Origin of the sequence: Nodularia chucula CCY0103 (genome assembly GCF_963923915.1) — a bacterium.
GTDB classification, from domain to species: Bacteria; Cyanobacteriota; Cyanobacteriia; order Cyanobacteriales; family Nostocaceae; genus Nodularia; species Nodularia chucula.
The window spans coordinates 1-20522 of record NZ_CAWUOL010000011.1; the positions used below are offsets into that span (position 1 = coordinate 1).

Sequence of the window (20522 nt, forward strand, 5' to 3'; positions counted from 1 at the left end):
AACCACGAATTAGCTCCTCTAAAGCAGTGATAGTAGTGGCATTATTGGGTGCTATTTCCCTTAAAGTATATGCCGCTTGCTTACGGGTAGATTCATCTTGAGAATCACGAATTAACTCCACTAAAGCAGTAATAGCAGTGGCATTATTGGGTGCTATATTTCCTAAAATTGATGCCGCTTGCATACGGGTAGATTCATCTTGAGAATCACGAATTAAGTCCTCTAATGCAATGATTGCTTTTTTGCGATCTGTTTCTAGCAGTACAGCCCTGGCATTCCGTGCTGCAATATTGTAATTACTAAAACCCCGTGTAACAATTTGCTGCACAATTGCATCTGCCAAACCACAATCTTTAAACTCGGCAATTCCGGCTGCGGCTAGAAAATAGGCACGGTATTCATAAAAACCTTTGCAGTTAGGAATTGTACACCCATCCTCAAATTCTATCAACGCCTGAATAAATTCTTCTTTCTGCTGCTTTTTTATATCCTCTCGTCCCAACCACAGCAAAATTACCTCTTTCCACTGTGGTTCAAATATGTGATAGGTTCCTTGTTCTGGGTTCTCAGGAACGTGATTCAGAAAATCATGCCAATCCTTAACAGCTAAGGCTGCAAAATATTCCTCAAAGGTCGCATGGTAGAAGGCATAAACCTTTTCTTGGCTGGGAGATTCAGCCGCAATCCCTACATGATTCAGCCAGCCGAGTTGTAATGCTTTGAAAAACAGGGAAGTTTCATCATCTGGATATCCCAGTTCCTCACTGATAAAACTTTCCCGCAATCGGAACCGCGAACTACCTTCATTGATATCCCGCAGGGCTAAACTTCCTAAAGCTTGGTTTAACTCTCGTTGTTCTTTTTTGCTGGTGGGGAAACGGTTTTGTTTCCAAGTGTAGAACTGCTGCACACACTGAGAATACAGTCCCGCTTTTGTCTCTGGTAAATTCCCCTCCTGACTTTCCCAGATATTACATAACACCGTTAACCGCAGGGGAGTTTGCACCAAGTCTCGCAAGCGCACCCGTTCAGTTGAGTCTAATTCTGTCTTTAACCGTTCTCCTTTTTCAATATCTTCCACAAACCAGTTATCTATAAACTGATGCACTTGTTGGGGATAGTCAAAGTCCAGTAGGCGATAGGTTTCAAAGCTTTCTAGGGCATTACGATCTGCTTGCCAAACATTCAGCCGACAAGTTAACACAACCCGCGATGAACGCCCTACCCATCTAGTTAACTGATCAGAAATTTCTTCTAATGGCTGTTGAGACGCTGAACCTGCGGATATTTCATCCACCCCATCCAACAGCAGCCACACTCGCCCTTGCTGAATTTGGTTTGTCAACTCATCCCGTATTTCTAGAGTTATTTCTGTGGGCAGAATTGCTTGCTGAAGCCAACTTTGATCTATATATGTTTGAATATCCGTAAAATTGCCATTTCGCGCCAAGTCTGCTAGAGAAATCCAGATTGGTAAGCCTAAATCTTTGTCTAATATCCAAAAAGCGATGTTTTGCAGTAGAGTTGTTTTCCCTGCACCGGGTTCTCCAATTACTGCTATCTGCTTACCTTTGGTTTTACCTTCGCCAAGTTCTAGAATTTGACTGAAAAAAGCTTCATGTTCAAATCGCTGCTGGGTTTCATACTCCGGTTCATAAAGACGTGTTCCCGCATCTGCTGAAAAGTCTTCTTTGTGGCGTTTCTCTGTTTTCTTCCTTTCCACCAGTGCTAGGGGAACATAAATCTGCTTTCTTTCTTTTTTGGCAGATTCATTTTGCATCAAAAGGTTGCTGGTTATCCGGCGCTGCGGTTCCAGCATTTTGTCACATACTTCGCGCCAGTTTATGAGAGTCGCTGTAGTTTCAGGTGGCGGAGTCGTCGGTATTTCATCGATTAAGTCTGTTAATTTTAAATCTAGGGCTGTGGCGATCGCACTAGCAGATTCCCAATCAACATATTCTTTACCACCGAAAAAGCGTTTAACCGTCTTTTCACCAATGTTGGCATTTTCCGCAATTTCTAAATAGGTGAAACGCTTACCATCATAATTACGTTTCGCAGCTTTAGCCTCTTGTAGTTTCTCTTTTCCTTTTGCATTGACTCGAACACTATTGCGGTTCCGTGTTTCTCCCATAGTTCATGTATTGGCGCGGTTGAGGATATTTTTACTTTAGGAGATTGATTGATTTTATCAGGGTCAGAAAAGGTCATTTAATCTCTGTCCCTGTCCTGTCCTTAAATGTCCAGCGTAGCACTGTTCACTCAAAGTAATTTGGAGCATAACCACTTGAAACGGAGTTATGACAATGACAATGGTGAATCAGAAGCTACAACCAACCGCACCAGCGAAAATGGAATTAGAGGAACTTAATATGAAGTCTCAGCAAGCTATCTCAGTAATTGGCTCTGGTAATACACCATACCAAGTTGATATTACACCTGTATTGCGGGAACACCCTAATAGTCCTTTTGCGATCGCATTAAGTGTCGCCATTATACTGGGTGCGATCGCCGGATTACTAAAAGAATTAAAATCTAACCAATCTTAACCCGCAGCCAAACTGCAACTCTGGGCTAGATCAAAAATTATAAAAATAGGTTGGGTTAAACATAGCCCAACCCGACGCAGCATCATAAAAGTCCTACTCGTTAACGTTTGCTCACATCTTACCGTGCTGCATTACTTGTTGCAGATGGTGGCGAATTTCTTGGGCTTGCTCAATTTCCGAGTTGCGTAATTTTTGAAATAGTTCTACACAGGGCTGAGAATTGATTTCCTCTGCATCTTTAATGTAACCTTCATAAGCTTTTACAGCTTCAGCTTTATTTTGCAACACGGTGATAAAGTCATACTCTAAGTTGCTAATTGGTTGTGGCGATTGTCCGTTACCTGTAGTCATATATTTATCTTCCTTGAGGTTACTAATTCATTTCTACTCAACCTCAAACAGTTTTTCATCTTTCTTAAAGCCTAGAAAAGTATACGTCTTTGAGAGTATGTTTACGGTATTTTATATCAAGTCCATTTGAATACTTATGCAAACCTTAACTATACCAAACCTTTGATTGATCTCCCCTCCTCGCTTGCGGGGAGGGGTTGGGGGTGGGGTGACATGATTCTGATTAATGGTAACTAATTAACTGGACATGATATTACTCTAAGTTGATCGCACTTCAGCGACGTTGAGAATTTAAATTTTGCGCTTGTTGCCATAATTGTGCAGCATTATTAGCCCATTGCAGATTACCTTCAGCATTGTATAAATCTCTGGCAGATTGTAATACTTGCGTTGCTTGTCCATACTGCTGCTGCTGCATAAACACTAAACCTGCACCGTAATAAGCATGAGCATAATTAGGATTAGCTTCGGCGGATTTTCTAAAAGCAGCTAATGCTTCTGTTAATTTACCTTGATTAAACCAAATTGTCCCTAGTTTATAGTGAGCTTCGGCATAGTTGGGATTAATTTTAATTGCTTGGTTAAAAGAATCTCTAGCTTGATTGATTTTACCTTGTTGGAGGTAACAAATTCCTAAATGATAAGCAGGTTCAGGGGCATTTCTACTATATTGCATCGCTTTTCTCAAAGATGCGATCGCACGATCCCAATCTCGTTGCTGTTGTCGGACTAAACCTAAGTTATAGTGAGCCACACCCAGCCTGGGGTCAAGTTCTAAAGCTCTTTCTAAGTAATCACTGGCTTGCTGGAAATTATTTCCTTCTAACAAGGCTCCACCTAAATTAGCAAAGGCTAGGGCAAATTTTGGATCAGCTTGAGTTGCTTGATAAAAAGCATCAGCCGCCGGCTTTAATTGTCCTGTTTGGCGCAGGGCTAAACCTAAATTATAATGGGCTGGGGCTAAATTAGGATCTAATTGAATTGCTTGTTGAAAAGCGGCGATCGCATCTTCTAACCTTCCCGCCTGAATCGCTTCTAAACCTTGGTTTAACCAACTTGTAGATATTGGTAAACTATATTGTGCCACTAAAGAACTTGGGTAACTGGGTGATGGCAAAATCAGACTTTCACCAATCATTACCAAACTAAATATGGCAAACGTATTATATCTTAACACCGTTTTTACCCTCTGGATTAATTCCTCATACCAGGAAAAAAGCATTTTCCCGTATTTGTGTGAACTTTTTCTACCTAGTTACGTCATCCATGAATAATGCAAGAATTAACTGACTTCTATAGCTTGTTATTCAAGGTGCAGAGCCATACTTGCATAATTATTTTATCAGATTAGGAGATGGGTATTTTCAGCATTTAGTTTCTATTTTATGCTCAAAATATGCCATTCTGGGAATTATACACATTCATTCGTCATCTATTGAAAACCTAATATGTTCAGTAAAATTCGCCGTTTCTGGAATCAATTCTTTAGAAAATCTAGAAAAGTTAATAATGAGCCTCTAAATAAAGCTAGTTTATTCGTGATTATTGTGATTGATATTTTTATATTAATCAATGTTTTCACTGGATTAAATGATATTAGTAGATGGCATATTAGCCCACAACAGGCTTATCCATGTTATTCTGAATGGGACAATTATAGAAAAAGCACAACTGCGGATAAAGACTATGAAATTATCCATAATTCATTGTTTATAGTTGATGCTTTTCGCACTCGGCAAGAATCTTACAAAGAAGTAGAAGATAGACAATTGGGTGAAGTTTCTGAAACTTGTTTACAGTATGCCCAGTATCAAGACCAGATTAACATTCCCCAAAACAGTCAAATTTTACAAAATATTGAGCAGAAAGAAAGGGAAGTTAGTCAGTTTGAACAAAAAAATCAGAGTATTCGCTCTCAATATGATTCCACACTTTTAGACAAAATTGCTGGGCAATCTCCCGGTCAATCAATTAATACAGTTGGTGCGGAAAAAGCTAAACAAGAGTTAGACCAAAATAACCAGAAAATTTCTACCCTGAAACAGGAAATTGCTAATTTAAAAAAGAAATTAGTCGCCACACCAGAAAGTATTAATTTTTTAGATTTTCTACAAGCAGATAGTAACTTTAATCCCCTAGCTGCAAATTATCAAAAAGCATCATTTTGGTATCCTAGTATTCAATTTGCTTTCCAATCCCTGTTTCTTCTCCCCCTGATTCTAATCGCGTTATTTGTACATAACTTTGCCCAACGCCGAGAATATGGACTGGTTTCGCTGATTAGCTGGCATTTGCTGGTGATATTTTGTATACCCCTGCTGCTGAAAGTCTTTGAATTTCTACAATTTGGGGTATTATTTTCGTTTCTGGTTGATATCTTCAATACCCTTCTGGGTGGTTTGCTCTTCCTCATCAGTTACATTTATATCTTGCTGATTCCGGTGCTGGGTTTTGCTATTATTCAGCTGTTTCAAAAAGTAATTTTAAATACTAAAGCTCAAGCTGTGAGGAGAGTGCAAAATTCACGCTGCACTAACTGTGCTAAAAAAATTCGCCCACATGATACATACTGTCCCCATTGTGGTTCTTATCAATACATTGAATGTCCAAGCTGTCATACTCTGACTTATAAGTATTTATCATACTGTCATCACTGTGGTACTGCACAGGATGTGACACCGGACATATAGCAACAGCTAAGGTGGTTAGGACAAAAACGAATATATAGTAATCCGATTTGATTTCTGAATTTATTTGCGTAGGTAGGGAGTAGGGAGTGGGGAGTGGGGAGTGGGGAATAACCTTTTTGTGTTACACCGAGATTGTATGGCTACGCCACGCAAGCTATCAAAAATCAGATAGGAGTCCTATAAAACCTGTAAGGGTGTAAAGAAAGCCTGAGCTTACCTATTTTGTGATTTAATTTTGGTAAGGAATGTGAGATCATGTAAGCTAATTTACATGAAAATATAGTCAAAGCTAGATTGCTGACTATTAAAGTTTAATCATTAACGTTGTATTATTTAACAAACTACAAAATAATCATTTTTCGTAGGATGGTGAATACACAATTAGGCTTTATTGTCAAGGATGTTACTGGTGACAGGGAACTTATTCTGAGTGATCATCTGATCAGGAAACATTGGAGAATAAGAGAGGCAGGGAGGATTTTGATTTCCACACTAGGAGCGATCTCTAGCAGTCCAGCATAAATCAGGTCTGGTAAGTATCAACCCCAATCTAGTAAAAATTCCCATATACTTGTGGGAAATAATGTGTGTCATAGTCTACCTGTCTCCTAAATCTGAATTGTGGTGACATTAGTGGCTGAATCATGCCAAATATAAATAAAGTTTACCTATAAGCGTTATTGCAACTACTGGAATGGGAAAACTTAACTATATGAGTCAATATTTTATTACTCAGCACTCATGTAACCAGCTACTTACCCCTGATAGATTTAGAATCCTCTGCTGTTAACTGCAACAGAAACTCTCCCACTCGATGATATTATTCTTTATCCGACTGCCGTTGCTGCAGGAAAGCAGTGCATGAAATCTCAAATAAACAGTAAGCCTAAAATATTGGTTGTTGACGATGAACCCGACAACCTTGACTTGCTATACCGCACCTTTTACCGTGATTATCAGGTGCTGCGAGCAATATCTGGGCCTGCGGCACTGGAACTGTTAGCGCAAGAAGGAGAGGTGTCAGTGATCATCTCCGATCAACGAATGCCGATCATGAGCGGTACGGAATTTTTGAGCGTCACAGCAACTCAATATCCCGATACAATTCGGATTATTTTAACTGGTTACACTGATGTGGAAGACCTGGTGGAAGCGATTAACGCTGGTAAGGTCTTTAAATATGTCACTAAACCTTGGGAATCAGAAAAACTGAAGGCGGTAGTTCGTCAGGCTTTAGATACTCACAATGTGTTGAAAGCCCGGACTCGTGAACTGACGCGCACTCTCCGCCAGGAATCACTGCTGAACACAGTGACAAATACTATTCGCAGCGCTTTAGACTATCGGCAAATTTTACACACAATTGTTGATAGTGTGGGGCATATGTTGGAGGTGGATGTTTGTCTATTACGTCCCTTTCAAGATGGGGAGTTGATGGATGAAAGATTCATTTATGAAAAAGTTGCAGAATCATCCTCTTCATCGATTTTGGCGGAAACTGTTTGGGAAACTCGTGAAGTTCAAATAATTTATGATGTCGCCGGTGATGAGCGGATTCAGGGAGAAACACCTGAGTTACTTCAACGAGCCAAGGCGTTTACAACAGCAAATATTTATTCTAGTTTAGTTGTGCCTCTGATTTGTCAGCAGGAATTGATGGCAGTTTTGGCGCTACACCAGTGTTCTCAATCCCGGTTGTGGCAAAATGATGAAGTGCAACTAGTATCGATGGTGGTCGATCAAGCAGCTTTAGCTTTATCTCAAGCCTATGCTTATGAGCAGGTACGCGCTCTGGCTAAGAGAGAAGCTTTAATTAATACAATTACTACGGCAATTCGTTCTAGTTTAAACCCTGAAGATATCTTTGCGGCAATTACTCAACAATTGGGACAAGCTCTGCAAGTGGATGGCTGTGTGCTGTCTTTGTGGGGAGAAAACGATCAGTTGGTTCATTGTGTGGGTTTATATGATAGTTCTCAAGGTGAGGAAAATTGCTGTTCTACTTCCAATGGTGATGTGATGGTTGAGTCGGGATCAGCAGAAACAGAACCATTAATTCAAAATATTCCCATCCTGCAAGAAATTTTGCGGACACAGGAACCAGTGATTATTAGTGATATGACTGGTTATACTGCCGCTATTCAGGGGATTGATTTACCGGGGAAAATGCCCGCGCGATCGCTGATGGTGGTTCCTCTCTTAGCTGATGGTAAATGTATTGGTAGTATTACTTTGCGAGAAGGGAATAAAATCCGCCAGTGGTTACAGTCAGAGATTGAACTGGCTCAAGCAGTAGCAGTCCAAGCCGCGATCGCAGTGCAGCAGTCACGCTTGTATCATAAAACTCGTGAGCAAGCCGAGCGCTTGTTACAACTAGACAAACAAAAAACCGAATTTTTCCAAAACATCTCCCATGAATTTCGGACTCCCATCACCTTAATTCAAGGGCCTTTAGAATCTGCGGTAGCTGCTGGGGAAGGATTATCCCATAAACAAAGTGCGATCGCCCTGCGTAACTCCCGCCGCCTATTACGACTAGTCAACCAACTACTAGACTTGCAAAGGTTAGATGCTGGCAGAATGCAGCCCAGTTTCCGTCCCTGTAACTTAGTGGAATTTGTCACCCAAATTGTAGATTCCTTCCGCCCCTACTGCGAAAAGAAACGACTACAACTAGTGACTGAAATGAGTGAATGTCCTCCAGTCTACTTAGACATGGAAAAATTTGACAAAGTGGTTTACAACCTCCTATCAAATGCCATGAAATTCACTCCTGAAGATGGCACAATCAAAGTCACGTTGCAATCCGAAGAGAAGCAGTGTAAATTGCAAGTCCAAGATACGGGAATTGGTATTCTTTCCGCACAAATTCCCCTACTCTTTCAACGCTTCCGCCAAGCTGAAGGGTCAGAAAACCGTTCTCATGAAGGTAGCGGCTTGGGTCTGGCTTTAGTTAAAGAATTAGTAGAAATGCACGGCGGTAAGGTGACAGTAGACTCAGATCATGGACAAGGTACAACCTTTACCCTCTGGCTACTGAATGGCAATTCTCACTTACCCAAAGAACAAGTCATAGAAACCCCAACCGAATTGAATAGAAATCGCGCCAGTGTGGAATTGGCTGATTTAGAAATAGTCGAATTATCTACAGATAATATTGAAAATATTACAGAAAATATATCATCTGATACTGTCACAAACGATTTAGAACTTGTTGGTGCAGACAAAAATAATTATAGTCCTACTCAACACTATATTTTAGTTGTAGATGATAATCCCGATTTACGAACCTATGTATCTGATATACTGCGCCGCAATGGTTATAAAGTACAAACAGCTCGTAACGGTTATGAAGGATTCACTAAAACTCAACAAGTTGCACCGAGCTTAATTATTACTGATTTAATGATGCCGATGGTGACAGGTTTAGAAATGATTGGGATGATCCGCAATGAGGATAATGTCAAAGGCACACCGATCATTTTACTCACAGCCAAAGTAGATGAAGAAACCCGCATTGAAAGTACAGAACATGGTGCAGATGCTTATTTAGCAAAACCATTTAATGACCGGGAACTGTTAGCAGAAGTGAAAAATCTCTTAGCCTTGAAAGCAAATGAACGCCGGGTTGTAGAATTAAATACTTATCTCACAGAATCGGTACTAAAACGATTTTTACCAGCTGTGTTGGTGAAAAAAGCAGCAGCAGGAACTTTAACCTTAGATTTGCGCCCAGAACCCCGTTTGATCACAGTTTTATTTAGTGACATAGTGGGTTTTACTCAACTAGCAAATACCCTCAGATCCCGCAGAGTTGCAGAGTTGCTCAATCAATATTTAGAAAGCATGACCAAGGTTGTGTTTGAGAATGGCGGGACTGTAGATAAATTTATGGGAGATGCCATTTTAGCTTTATACGGAGCGCCGGAAGAACTCACCCCTAATGAGCAAGTACGCCGAGCTATCAGTACAGCTAGAGCAATGCAATCTTCACTAGCTAAATTAAACCAGCAATGGCAAGAGCAGGGCATATTTGAAAATCATGGTTATGGCGGCGTACAGTTTCGCTGTGGTATCCACCAAGGAACGGCGGTGGTGGGGATGTTTGGTAGCGCTGAACGTGCCGACTATACAGCTATTGGCCCCAGTGTGAATATTGCTGCTAGGTTACAGGCTGCGGCGGTTCCCGGTACTATTCTGGTTTCTGCGGCTGTGGCTGATTATTTACAGGATGATGAAATTACTAAGGGTAGTCCATTACAACTGAAGGGAATTGATGAGACAGTTCTTACCTTTGCTGTCAGACCAGAAATCATGGCTAATCGTTAAGATAGGAAGTGGATTTTGCTGCATGACCAATGAGCAAAATTGGCGAATCATCTTTGGCTTTAATTATGACATCATCGGTTACTGACAAAAAGCCCATTCCAGCCAATGAACGCAGACGACATAGTGATACACCTGGGTTATGGGTGGCGATCGCCATAGGTTCATTTTCCTTACATTTACTAGTTTTCTGGTTTATGCGTTCAACTCAGGTCTTTACACCCTGGTTTCCTCAGCAAAACGAAACATTTGTCCCCATTGAATTTATTGAACTTTCTCCCCCAGAAGAGTTAGCAGAAGAATCTAACTCAGAACCAGAAACAGTACCAAAATCTGCAATTCCTCCTCAAGAGTCTGCACCAGATCCTGCACCAGAAAGTTTTATTCCCCCCACTACACCCAGCAATCAGAATACTCAGGCGATAAATTCTCCAGCTAGTATTGTCAGTGAAAGTAGAACAGCAACAAATCAAGTTAATACTCCAGTCCTTCCTGAGAAACAAGTTTCCCCACCAACACCAACACCGACACCGCCACCACCACCCACTTCAACACCAACACCTCCAATGGGTGATCTTCCTTGGAATCGTCGGGAGGAAGTTGTACTAGGACAAGGACAGGCGCTACCCTCAGATATTCCATCTATTCCCCCAGAATTACCCACAGTTCCCGAAAGTGAACAAGGTCAAACTGCAAATTTTGAGGATGAGGAAAATATCCCTACAGGGTCAACTGCAAACACCCCAGATAATCCCATCGCACCTGCACCCACAGGGTCAACTGCAAACACTCTAGATAATCCCACCGCACCTGCACCCACAGGGTCAACTGCAAATACTCCAGATAATCCCATCGCACCTGCACCCACAGAGGAAACTGCAAACACCCCAGCCCAATCAGGTGTAATAGTGACATTTACTCCCATAAATCAACCTGAAATAGATCAACTAATTCAACAGGGGAGATTAAGAAGAGACGGTCTACCTGATGTGATAGCTACACATAAAGGAAGTAATACTAAAACCTTAGAGTTAAGCTATCTTACTGGTAATTCTGTAGTTGAACCTGCCCAGGTATTAGCTAGTTTAATTATTGATAATAATGGCAATTTTGAACAAGCTCAAGTATTAGAAATAGAACCTGCAAGACTCCAAAGTCAAAGAGATTTGTATAATCAGATTATCAATGATGTATTTATTAATGATAGGTTTTTGCCAGGACATAATCACGATGGTACAAAACCAGAGGTGAGTAGTTTGTTTATCCGCATCTCCATTCAGCCTGTGAGCAGCAATTAAAGAAAAGGCGAAGAGTTGAGGGGGCGACAAAGAAGTTAAAGAGGCTGTTGTATAAGCATCATAGCCATCACCCCCTGCTGATAAAATGCCTGCTTATTGCGAACGGCAGCCATCATTTCCAAGACCAAATCCTGACACCCATTCAGGGAAATTATCCAATTGTATCCGTATAAGCCTATCCAGAAAGCACTATGTCTTTTTCTGTTTCTTTTCAAATCACTTGGACGACAGACATAAGATTGTTGTCTAGAAAATTGAGTTTTTTGACCTTGTAACCATGCAGAGGTCATTGCTATAGCAATTAATAAAATCAGACGGACAAGCCTATCAGGAGAAGCTTGAGAACCTTCTAGATTATAGCCACCAGTTTTACAGTCTTTAAACATAGCCTCAATCCCAAAACGTTGACCATATATTTCGATTTGAGAAATCTTTGTAAGTGACGACGACGGCTATTTTGTTGTATTGGTAAAGGTAGAGTAGCAGCCAATCTTTCTATTTTTACTTGTTTCTGACTTTGTAGTAACCATACCAGCATTTTTAGAGTAATTAATTGTGTACTGCTGAGGTACTTGGATAGGATTGGTTGATAGAATGAGGGTAACATTTATTTCTGGTCTTGTTAATTTGACGAGACCATTCTTTTTTACCATCAAACTGTCCCTTTTAATTAGCTGTCTAATAACTACACAGTTCTGTCAATAAGAACCGTTTTTTTTGAGAGGGTCTGTTACTTCAATCCCTCTGGAAGTAATACTTTCACCATTTTTGTCGCCCCCTCAAGGCGAAGAGTGTGGGAGGTGTGGGAAGTGTGGGGAGTGTGGGGAGTGTGGGAAGTGTGGGAAGTGTGGGAAGAAAGATTTTTAATACCCAGTCCCCAATCCCCAGTACCCAGTCCCCAGTCCCCAATCCCCAGTACCCAGTACCCAGTCCCCAGTCCCCAATCCCTAATCCCCTTGGGGGTATTCATCCCAAAGATTTGAAATTTCACGTAAACTTTGGTGATTACCGTTACCTAGAATTAAATGATCTAATAAGGGGATGCTTAATAACTGCGCCCCCGCTAATAATTGACGGGTTAATTCTATATCTTCTGGGCTGGGTTCTACGTTACCGGATGGGTGATTGTGAGCAATAATTGCCCTTGTTGCACCTTGACGAATGATTTCCCGAAAAATGTCACGGGGAGAGGCTAGGGTTTCTGTGGCTGTACCGATGGTAATTATTTTGGTTCCCAATAGGCGATTTTTGACATCTAATAGCAAGACTGCAAACCGTTCTTGTGTTTGCCACATTAAATCTTGACTAAGTGCGGCGGCGGCTACTATGGGGTTATCAATGGGTGTGCTGTCTGAGGGACGAAATTGAAAGGTACGTTTACCTAATTCAATGGCGGCTAAGATGGTTGTGGCTTTAGCGGGGCCAATACCAGGAATTTCCATTAATTCCGCCGGGGTAACTTCTCGCAGCACTGCTAAGGGGTCACGTTGGTGTTTACTCAGTTCTTGTAGTATGTACTGTCCTAAGCCTACAGCCGAAAGTTTCCCAGGGCCTTGACCAGTGCCTAAGAGAATTGCAATTAACTCTGCTGTGGCTAAAATCTTCGGGCCGTGGGTCATTAAACGCTCACGGGGTCGCTCATCTGTGGGAATATCGGCAATTCTGAGACAGTAAGTCATAGAATAACTAACATAATGGTCACTTAGATCGCACTATCTTTAGTTATCCCTTGTTTACTCGGTAATTTATACCCAAATGCAACAATCTTTAATTTTTGACGGTGTGCAGGGGGAAAAGGCCGGGGTGCAGGGTGCAGGGTGCAGGGGGGAAAACTTCCTAGTCCCCAGTCCCCAATCCCCAATCCCCAATCCCCACTCCCTACTCCCTACTCCCCAGCTATAAAAACGCATTAACAGCATGGAAAGTATTGATAAAACCACTGATTTAACCCAACAATGGTTAACTGAAATTCAGTTTCTGAAAGAAAAGATAGCAGAACAGCAAGTTGATCGTGATGCTGCTTGGTCAAGTGCTGAAAAATGGCGTAAACTTTATAACACCGAAGCCGAACAACGGCGCACAGATGCCAATTTAGCTCAACAGGCGATCACATCCCTAAAAGCAGAGATCCATAAACTCAAGGGATTAGATTCTGGTGTCCTTGCAGATGCAGAAGCCAGCACCGTTGCAGAAGCTGAAATTAAACAGATCCAATCCTTAGAAGAATTACAACGTCAACTGATTGCAATTATCAAGGAACGCGATCGCCTCTTGCAAGCCTTAAAAACCGAGCAAGAAAACCACGCCCAAACCCGAAAAAGCCTCACCACCGCCTTGGGTGATGCTATTGATGGCTTGGCACGAGAGCGAGATAGTGCAACTGGCAAGTAGGAAGAAAAATTGAGACTGACTAGGCGATCAAAACTTCAAAAGCTCTTGTACGGGCGTATTGCAATACGCCCCTTCCGCCTTGTTAGAATCCCATTGCTTTGGCTACTGCACCCAATTCAGCATCAATACCTTGTTTAAATTGGCTGTGACTGTGCTTAATAGCTGTATCTGGGTCTTTTAAACCATTCCCTGTGAGGACACATACCACTGTCGCCCCTGTGGGTACTTGGTCTTTAACTTGCAATAATCCGGCTACAGATGCAGCGCTGGCGGGTTCGCAGAAAATCCCTTCTGATGATGCTAAAAGTCGGTAAGCATCGAGAATTTCTTCGTCTGTAACGGCTTTGAAGCTACCTTGACTCGCTGATTGGGCGGCGATCGCTTTATCCCAACTTGCAGGGTTGCCAATGCGAATAGCGGTGGCGATGGTTTCAGGATGGGACACTGGCTGTCCATTCACTAGGGGGGCTGCACCTGCGGCTTGAAATCCCATCATTCGAGGTAGGCGATCGCACTTGCCGGCTTGATGGTATTGACAAAAGCCCATCCAATATGCTGTGATATTTCCGGCATTACCCACGGGGATACATAACCAATCTGGGGCATTACCCAAAGCATCCACAACTTCAAAAGCTCCGGTTTTTTGACCTTCCAAACGGTAAGGATTCACGGAATTAACTAAAGTGATCGGATAGCTTTCTGCCATTTCCCGGACAATTTCCAGCGCCCGGTCAAAATTGCCTTTAATTGCTAAAACTTCTGCACCATATAACAAAGCCTGTGCTAACTTACCCAGGGCTACATAACCATCGGGTATCAACACAAAAGGTTTCATCCCGCCACGTTTAGCATAAGCCGCCGCCGCCGCCGAGGTATTACCTGTACTGGCACAAATTACCGCCTTCGCTCCAGCTTCTTTCGCCTTAGTGATTGCCATAGTCATACCCCGGTCTTTGAAGCTACCAGTAGGGTTAAGACCATCGTATTTGACAAACACCTTTACTTGTCTGCCAATGCGTTCTGCGATCGCCGGCACTGGAATCAAGGGAGTATTTCCCTCTAATAAAGTCACAACAGGCGTTGTTTCGCTCACAGGCAAGTATTCACGATAGGCTTCTATCAGTCCAGGCCAGGGTTGGCGATAAGATTTAGCAACAGACAAACTCACAGTCACAGGCTTTAAAACTTTTTAACTAAGGATTGGGGATGAATTAGCGCTCCGTTGGCAAAGGAAAAAAGTTAATTTCTCCTTTTTAGTTTCTAGTCTCTAGATTTCCCATTCTAGAAGAATATTATCTATCTTTATCACCAATATCTCACTGATGATTTTTCTTTTATCCAGAATATCCCCTCTAATTAATCAAGATTCAGTCATCCAATGCTTGTATACATAGCAGTTTCAGGGACGGACTGAATGAATTTACTCAGGAACAAAGTCTAGACAATTACTATCACTTATGAATAATCAATCAAATTATGAAATTTTATGATATAAAATATACAAGTGTTTAACAAACCTTAAACTTACATTATTATAGTATTTACTGATATGGTGTGAGTCGAGTTGTGGATTTTATTTAACAATGCCTACTTATTCATCAAGTGTTTCTGAACGTCCCACCCAAACCCTCTGGGTTAGTGATGTCACCAAGTCTTATTATCCAGAAGATCAACAGGCAAAACTGCAACACCTGCAAGCAGAGGTAAATTCTCTATTGCAGCAATTACAAAGCCTGAAAGCACAACGGCTATCCGATCAGCCAGAATAATCAGCGAAATTAAGCTGAAAGCGATCGCCTATAGCTGATTATTCAGAATACTACTCAAAGCGTTGATTTTTATCTGACCAACGCTGAATGCTGTAACTATTGGCATTCTCTACTAACAATGCGAGAGATTGACTATGGGACAGTTTGGCGATCGCACTCAATGCTTTGGGCAAATTATTTTCAAAATCTGTATAGATTACCTGACCATTTGGCGAGAAGATCAAAGTCCGAGGACGGGACTGATTATTTTCTAGTTTTCCTGTGTATAAATTTATATCCTGCAAAGCAGCGATCGCATTAGCTGAGATAGTCAGCACAAACTCTGGCTGGGTATCATTTGTCAAATCAATCATTTGTAGCGGCCAATCACCCACCTGTGCTTGAATTTCCTTAAAGCTAGGAACATCACCAAGGGGAAGCTGACCAGTTCGTTGTAAAGACCGCCACATAATCCCCACCATAGTCTCCACAGCTTGCGGATTTTGTTGATACAAGGATCTAATATTAACTGGGTTAGATTGCACCCACTCTAAAGTGGCTGGAGTTAAAGCTAAAGGTAGAGGTTGTAGAAGATTCTGTTGCTGATCAGGAATTTTTGTACCAGCAGCCAATAGCTGCAAAACCCCATTTTGCCACCTGACACCCTTGATAGTAGCCGAAGTAATTTGCTGTTGTCCTTGGGGATTCCAGACAATGATTTGGATAACTGGGTTGACATTAATTCCCAAAGTTGACCAAAAAAACTGCGCCGGGGAAGTCCTGGGAGATTGCAAAGACCTAAAAGGAGAACTCAGCCAGCTTTTACCATCATAAAAAGCACTCACCTCGACCTGATACCACATTTGCTCATCGCCCAGTTTGAGTTCTCGGTTACTATCTGGTTGCAACCATTCCGAAGAGTTAATATTAATCACCGGTTGTACAGCACCGATAATTTGACTGGGATGATTAATTGTTACTGGCGGCTGAATCTTAACTACCTCCCCCGCCAGTTTTGGGAATAAACTTTGCACATAGCTCAGATGAGATAAAGTAATTTCCGGTTGGGATTTTAACCAAGAATTAGCCCGTTGTTCTCCCTGCTGGGCTGCTAAAATTAAAGTCGCCCAAACTTGCACATCTTCTCGATGAGGATTAACTCGTAAAGCCGCCACAGTGCGATTCCACAAACGCCCGTTATCTGCTTTCAGTAGGGTAGCGATTTCTTGGGAATTTTGCGGCGATGCTTCAAATACCTGTAACGCTTTTGCCCAACGACCATCAATTAACTCTGCTAATACTTGTTGATCAGGACTAGCCCAACTGATATCTGCTTGGGTTTGGGTTAGTTGGGAATGTAAACGAATCAGATCCACTTGTGCTTGGGCGGCTGGGGGGAAATTGCCTTGATGCTGTTTCTCTATAAACTGCAACCATTGAAAAGCGGGTGTCCATAATCCGCTACGAGCAATTGATAGAGCATCTTTGTAAGCCGCATCCTCAAATGCTGGTGGTTGTAAGGATATGGGAGCCAGTTGAATTGGGTTGAGATAAAAATTAGTAGCTTCCACTTGGTAAACACTCAACTGCGGTTCTAAACCCACGGTTTGATCAATGACTAACTCTTTTGCGCCACCACCCGTTACCTGCTTCCATTGGGGTAGTTGACCATTAGGACTTTTCCAAGCCAACAGCTGTTGTAAACTTTGGCGTTGGGGATTGTAATAAATAATATAACCGTAGGCGATCGCATTATTTTCTTCTGGACGCTCACCCCATATCGCCAACCATACCCCTGGTGAAACAGAATCAGAACCCAAAGATTTAATAGACCTTAAAGGTAGAGCCGCATTATCATCTCGATGTCTCAATCCTTCATGAATCAAAGATTCATCCGGCGCAGTCACAGACATCTGAGTTTGCAAATAATATAACTGTTCTGAATCTGAGGAAAATTCTCGGTCTTCTGCAAGCTGATAAACTCTCAATTCCACAACTTCTTGACAATCAGACTGACAATTAGCACGCTGCTGAAAAATTGGTAAGAAAAATGAGCTTTCCTCCTCATTTAAAGGAATAACTTCCCCAGCTATTTGTGGTTGACTCAGACTATCTGTAATTTTTTTCAGGCTTTGGGGAGCTTCAATAGTATTTACAGGAAGTTGTATCCATTCCGGTAATAGTTCATTCACCCAGCCTAATTCATCTGGATTAAAGATGAAGACAACACTAAACCAGATAAAAGCAACCATCAATCCCACGCTACTCAACAAAATAGCGATCGCTAAACTAGACCACAGCCAACCCCCAGATTGAGACTTTTGTGGAGATTTTGAGGAGAGGCGTTGATTGGCATTTGCATCAGATAGATTTTTTTGAGAAGATTGTGGCGTTAGCTTGCTCCATTTATTTGACATTTTAGTATTTAAGTTAAACCAAAAAGTAGGTTTTCATAGCATATTTTTCCTTTTATAGCACTACGCATATACGTTAGGACATACACTGAATCATAAAAGTTAGACACCAAAAGGCTTTTACCCCACTTTCCACTCCCTACTCCCTACTCCCCACTCCCCTGCTATAGATTGAACTTTGATCTGTTCCGGGAAAATACTTTTTTAACTGAGAATAATAAAAGAGGCTTGGTTGATTACCAAACCTCTCTATAAATCCAGTGCATAACAACATCCCGAATTAATCTAACTATTTTTTTCCTACTTAGTCATCTTCCTATGGGATGTGTCCAAATGTCATAAAACCTGATATTGCTGAAATTTAGTATATTAAGACACATCCACAGTATTTTATCAAGTTTTATCGCACTCGGCAAAATTTGCGATCGTTATCATCTTCGGGGTATTGCCAAGAATAGGCAAAATGACTCACACCTGCTACCCGCGAACCCAATTGGCGCAGTGCTTGCATTTGGACTTCTAATGAAGGACGATTACCCACTGATTTACCCCAATTACCAGCTAAAGCCGGAATAACTTTTGTTCCCGGTGGTGCAGCATTCAAAACTCTTTGGACTTCCTGGACAATGCAACTAGCATTACCACAAGTAGAATAGGACATGGGATGCCATTCTAAATTACTAGGGAATCTATCCCAAGGTTGTAAGCGGGAATCATAGCCCCTACCGATAGCTTGATTAGCATCAGGAAAAAACACGGCTCCGGCGGGAATGTTTTGTTGTTGGGCGGGATAAGCACCTAAAGCGAGAAAATCTATGACACCTTGCATGGCGTGAGCAACTGCTAATTGCCACAGTTCTATTTGCAGTAGTGGTTGTCTCTGGGTTGCAGAAAGGATTGACTTTGGCTCTGGTTGAACAATTCGCCCTTGCCACATTGGTTCGGTTTCTTGGGGGTGGAGCTGATCAACTTGGCTAATATCTCCAGCTGTGATGTAGCCCCGACTTAAAAAACGCCGAATTAGTTCTCGTCCTTTGTTGTTCTGGGCGCGACGAAATAAAGCCTCTTGGGTGGCTGGACTAAATAGCCATAAATCAAAGACTCTGGTAGCAATGGAATCACTACCGCCTTGTCGCGGATAGCGGATGTAATCCAATAGCAGCCCATCTGGGCGACGGCGGAGTATTTCCTGCACCATTTGATAGTAGTCGCGTTTGGCTTGCACATTGTAGGGGTCGATGAATAGCTCAGAACCAGTATTAGTAACAGCTAGGCTATTTTGACCCTTGCCATTGCGTGCGATCGCCTCAGTCCGATCTGGACGTTGGGCGTAAGTATAGCCGAAATTCTTGCTAAACATCCAGGCGTAAACTTTTAAGCCCCGTTGTCGCCCTTTTTCAATAGCTACAGACAGCAAATCGATGTTTTCTGCTCCCGGAGTCCGAACCACAGAAGGCCACACTGTGGGATTAGCTGAGGCTGGTAATAATACCTGTCCATCCGAGAAGACCTCTACATAAACTTGGTTATACCCACCGTTGACAATCCGATCCATGATCCTGTCAATTGCCCCTGAGTTAATATCACAGGGGTATAAACGTAACCACATTGCTTGGTTATCTGGCCAAGTCTGACTCCGACATTTTTGTAAGTCCTGGGAGTGTTGTTTCAGCAATTCTTGGTAGCGGTTCTGAGCATTGCGATCGCCTTTCATTGCTGACAAACGTAAATCTTCTTTGGCTTTAGCTGCGGCTGGGGATAATTGACAAAATTCTGTTATCTGTGCCTGTGCAGGTGGGCTAGCAAAGTGAGCCATTAATAAACTACTAGTAAAAAGACTACCCAGCAGACAGCGCCAAAATAAAATTTTTCCAGCAAGATTCAAACGAAAGTTAAACATACTTGAAAATAGAACCACAAATCAGTGAGTCAGCCGAATCAGAATAAATTTTAGCTCCAAGTGTCAACTGCTATAGTTGGTCACCAAAACTTGTTTAGTTTACGACTGTTAAAATTCCATTTGTGTTGCCATATTTACTGCCAAAATTTTTCCTAGTAAAAACTAGAGTACAGAATTAGAGCAATCACCCAGGATTTGAAGAGATAACTATAGCAGGGTGCAGGGTTGAAACTGATTAATTGCAAGGGTTTAATGATCTGTTTTTACCCAGACTTTCTTGGCGATCGCCATAATTGCAAAACTCGAAAAGTCAAGAGTCAGCAATCGGGAGTTGAAATAAAGGACTCTAGATATTTGACTCTCAACCATGTAATAAAACAGACAATAGTTAAGCACCACGCCTCAGCGCAATTTCTACCCGTGCTAACTCTTGCTCTAAACGATTTTTCAGTTTTTCGGGTACGGGACGATTGGGATAGGAGCTATAGTGTCCAGCTAGAGAGTTGAGAGCTGTTCTCATGGTTGTAAAAGAGCTAAGACCAGAAACAGCATTATTCCGTTGATAGCGAGCGGAAAAATCGTTGATTTTTTGGCGTGCTTCTGCTTGAATAGCGGCTTTGTTGGGTGAATCTGGTGTTAATTCCAGAGCTTCTTTCATGATATTGACTACAGCCAAGGTGTCTTGACGATAATCACCCGTTAAACTGTCTGGACTGCTGCAACCTGTTAAACCAATGGTGAACACCAAAATTAAGGCAAGTAGACGCGACCAATAGCGTTTCATATTTTTTCTCTGAAATCATAAATAAATCAAGGTCTATCGTATCCTGTATTGGTGTCCTGGGGAAGAATTAG

Annotated in this window: 16 protein-coding genes; 6 read left to right on the forward strand and 10 right to left on the reverse strand. The window is 41.9% G+C overall.

Annotated elements, in window-relative coordinates:
* A partial coding sequence (locus ACM0OP_RS05470) for an NACHT domain-containing protein (protein WP_414527382.1) occupies nucleotides 1-2134 on the reverse strand: 2134 nt, incomplete at its 3' end.
* Between the two features lie 166 nt (nucleotides 2135-2300).
* Here ACM0OP_RS05470 and ACM0OP_RS05475 point away from each other — a divergent pair.
* Nucleotides 2301-2549 carry a hypothetical protein gene (locus tag ACM0OP_RS05475; protein WP_414527383.1) on the forward strand — a complete coding sequence of 83 codons (249 nt, stop codon included), beginning with the start codon at nucleotides 2301-2303 and terminating at the stop codon, nucleotides 2547-2549.
* Nucleotides 2550-2660: 111 nt separating this feature from the next.
* On the opposite strand, the gene ACM0OP_RS05480 is transcribed toward ACM0OP_RS05475, so the two are convergent.
* Nucleotides 2661-2900, reverse strand: coding sequence for a hypothetical protein (locus ACM0OP_RS05480; RefSeq protein WP_414527384.1), 240 nt, complete (start codon nucleotides 2898-2900; stop codon nucleotides 2661-2663).
* Between the two features lie 274 nt (nucleotides 2901-3174).
* Nucleotides 3175-4038: a tetratricopeptide repeat protein gene (locus tag ACM0OP_RS05485; RefSeq protein WP_414527442.1), complete on the reverse strand. Its 864-nt coding sequence runs from the start codon at nucleotides 4036-4038 to the stop codon at nucleotides 3175-3177.
* 310 nt (nucleotides 4039-4348) lie between these two features.
* Here ACM0OP_RS05485 and ACM0OP_RS05490 point away from each other — a divergent pair, with 310 nt between their 5' ends.
* The 3 genes from ACM0OP_RS05490 (at nucleotide 4349) to ACM0OP_RS05500 (ending at nucleotide 11214) form a co-directional block, all read left to right on the forward strand.
* Complete coding sequence (locus ACM0OP_RS05490) at nucleotides 4349-5590, forward strand: double zinc ribbon domain-containing protein (protein ID WP_414527385.1); 1242 nt, start codon at nucleotides 4349-4351, stop codon at nucleotides 5588-5590.
* Nucleotides 5591-6451: 861 nt separating this feature from the next.
* Nucleotides 6452-9919 (forward strand): response regulator, encoded by a 3468-nt coding sequence (locus ACM0OP_RS05495; RefSeq protein ID WP_414527386.1) that lies wholly within the window; start codon nucleotides 6452-6454, stop codon nucleotides 9917-9919.
* Between the two features lie 29 nt (nucleotides 9920-9948).
* Nucleotides 9949-11214, forward strand: coding sequence for a hypothetical protein (locus tag ACM0OP_RS05500; protein ID WP_414527387.1), 1266 nt, complete (start codon nucleotides 9949-9951; stop codon nucleotides 11212-11214).
* 35 nt (nucleotides 11215-11249) lie between these two features.
* Here the strand turns inward: ACM0OP_RS05500 and ACM0OP_RS05505 are convergent, their stop codons facing one another.
* From ACM0OP_RS05505 to radC, 3 genes are all read right to left on the reverse strand, one after another.
* The gene (locus ACM0OP_RS05505; protein WP_414527388.1) at nucleotides 11250-11600 is read right to left on the reverse strand and encodes a hypothetical protein; all 351 of its coding nucleotides are present in this window, start codon (nucleotides 11598-11600) and stop codon (nucleotides 11250-11252) included.
* Nucleotides 11564-11821: a hypothetical protein gene (locus ACM0OP_RS05510; protein ID WP_414527389.1), complete on the reverse strand. Its 258-nt coding sequence runs from the start codon at nucleotides 11819-11821 to the stop codon at nucleotides 11564-11566. The genes ACM0OP_RS05505 and ACM0OP_RS05510 overlap by 37 nt, the downstream gene beginning before the upstream one ends.
* 340 nt (nucleotides 11822-12161) lie before the next feature.
* On the reverse strand, nucleotides 12162-12893 hold the full coding sequence (radC, locus tag ACM0OP_RS05515) for a RadC family protein (RefSeq protein ID WP_414527390.1): 732 nt from the start codon (nucleotides 12891-12893) through the stop codon (nucleotides 12162-12164).
* A 238-nt stretch (nucleotides 12894-13131) separates the two neighbouring features.
* On the opposite strand from radC, the gene ACM0OP_RS05520 reads away from it, so the two are divergent.
* A complete protein-coding gene (locus ACM0OP_RS05520) occupies nucleotides 13132-13605 on the forward strand; it encodes a hypothetical protein (protein WP_414527391.1) in 474 nt (157 codons plus the stop codon).
* An 82-nt stretch (nucleotides 13606-13687) separates the two neighbouring features.
* On the opposite strand, the gene thrC is transcribed toward ACM0OP_RS05520, so the two are convergent.
* Entirely contained in the window at nucleotides 13688-14779 is a 1092-nt protein-coding gene (thrC, locus tag ACM0OP_RS05525; protein ID WP_414527392.1) for a threonine synthase, read from the reverse strand.
* Between the two features lie 409 nt (nucleotides 14780-15188).
* Here thrC and ACM0OP_RS05530 point away from each other — a divergent pair, with 409 nt between their 5' ends.
* On the forward strand, nucleotides 15189-15374 hold the full coding sequence (locus tag ACM0OP_RS05530; protein WP_414527393.1) for a hypothetical protein: 186 nt from the start codon (nucleotides 15189-15191) through the stop codon (nucleotides 15372-15374).
* A 50-nt stretch (nucleotides 15375-15424) separates the two neighbouring features.
* On the opposite strand, the gene ACM0OP_RS05535 is transcribed toward ACM0OP_RS05530, so the two are convergent.
* The 3 genes from ACM0OP_RS05535 to psb27 all read right to left on the reverse strand — a co-directional run bounded on the left by ACM0OP_RS05535 (nucleotide 15425) and on the right by psb27 (nucleotide 20451).
* Entirely contained in the window at nucleotides 15425-17770 is a 2346-nt protein-coding gene (locus ACM0OP_RS05535; RefSeq protein ID WP_414527394.1) for a hypothetical protein, read from the reverse strand.
* A 397-nt stretch (nucleotides 17771-18167) separates the two neighbouring features.
* Complete coding sequence (locus ACM0OP_RS05540) at nucleotides 18168-19667, reverse strand: family 10 glycosylhydrolase (RefSeq protein WP_414527395.1); 1500 nt, start codon at nucleotides 19665-19667, stop codon at nucleotides 18168-18170.
* Nucleotides 19668-20055: 388 nt separating this feature from the next.
* Nucleotides 20056-20451, reverse strand: coding sequence for a photosystem II protein Psb27 (psb27, locus tag ACM0OP_RS05545; RefSeq protein WP_414527396.1), 396 nt, complete (start codon nucleotides 20449-20451; stop codon nucleotides 20056-20058).
* Nucleotides 20452-20522: the final 71 nt, after the last annotated feature.

Bases quoted from the DNA above. Each gene is read 5' to 3' on its own strand.
- ACM0OP_RS05530 (WP_414527393.1), top strand. From the start codon at position 15,189: ATGCCTACTTATTCATCAAGTGTTTCTGAACGTCCCACCCAAACCCTC.
- ACM0OP_RS05480 (WP_414527384.1), bottom strand. From the start codon at position 2,900: ATGACTACAGGTAACGGACAATCGCCACAACCAATTAGCAACTTAGAG.
- ACM0OP_RS05510 (WP_414527389.1), bottom strand. From the start codon at position 11,821: ATGTTACCCTCATTCTATCAACCAATCCTATCCAAGTACCTCAGCAGT.
- ACM0OP_RS05505 (WP_414527388.1), bottom strand. From the start codon at position 11,600: ATGTTTAAAGACTGTAAAACTGGTGGCTATAATCTAGAAGGTTCTCAA.
- ACM0OP_RS05485 (WP_414527442.1), bottom strand. From the start codon at position 4,038: ATGATTGGTGAAAGTCTGATTTTGCCATCACCCAGTTACCCAAGTTCT.
- ACM0OP_RS05490 (WP_414527385.1), top strand. From the start codon at position 4,349: ATGTTCAGTAAAATTCGCCGTTTCTGGAATCAATTCTTTAGAAAATCT.
- radC (WP_414527390.1), bottom strand. From the start codon at position 12,893: ATGACTTACTGTCTCAGAATTGCCGATATTCCCACAGATGAGCGACCC.
- ACM0OP_RS05540 (WP_414527395.1), bottom strand. From the start codon at position 19,667: ATGTTTAACTTTCGTTTGAATCTTGCTGGAAAAATTTTATTTTGGCGC.
- ACM0OP_RS05475 (WP_414527383.1), top strand. From the start codon at position 2,301: ATGACAATGACAATGGTGAATCAGAAGCTACAACCAACCGCACCAGCG.
- psb27 (WP_414527396.1), bottom strand. From the start codon at position 20,451: ATGAAACGCTATTGGTCGCGTCTACTTGCCTTAATTTTGGTGTTCACC.
- ACM0OP_RS05500 (WP_414527387.1), top strand. From the start codon at position 9,949: ATGAGCAAAATTGGCGAATCATCTTTGGCTTTAATTATGACATCATCG.
- ACM0OP_RS05520 (WP_414527391.1), top strand. From the start codon at position 13,132: ATGGAAAGTATTGATAAAACCACTGATTTAACCCAACAATGGTTAACT.
- ACM0OP_RS05495 (WP_414527386.1), top strand. From the start codon at position 6,452: ATGAAATCTCAAATAAACAGTAAGCCTAAAATATTGGTTGTTGACGAT.
- ACM0OP_RS05535 (WP_414527394.1), bottom strand. From the start codon at position 17,770: ATGTCAAATAAATGGAGCAAGCTAACGCCACAATCTTCTCAAAAAAAT.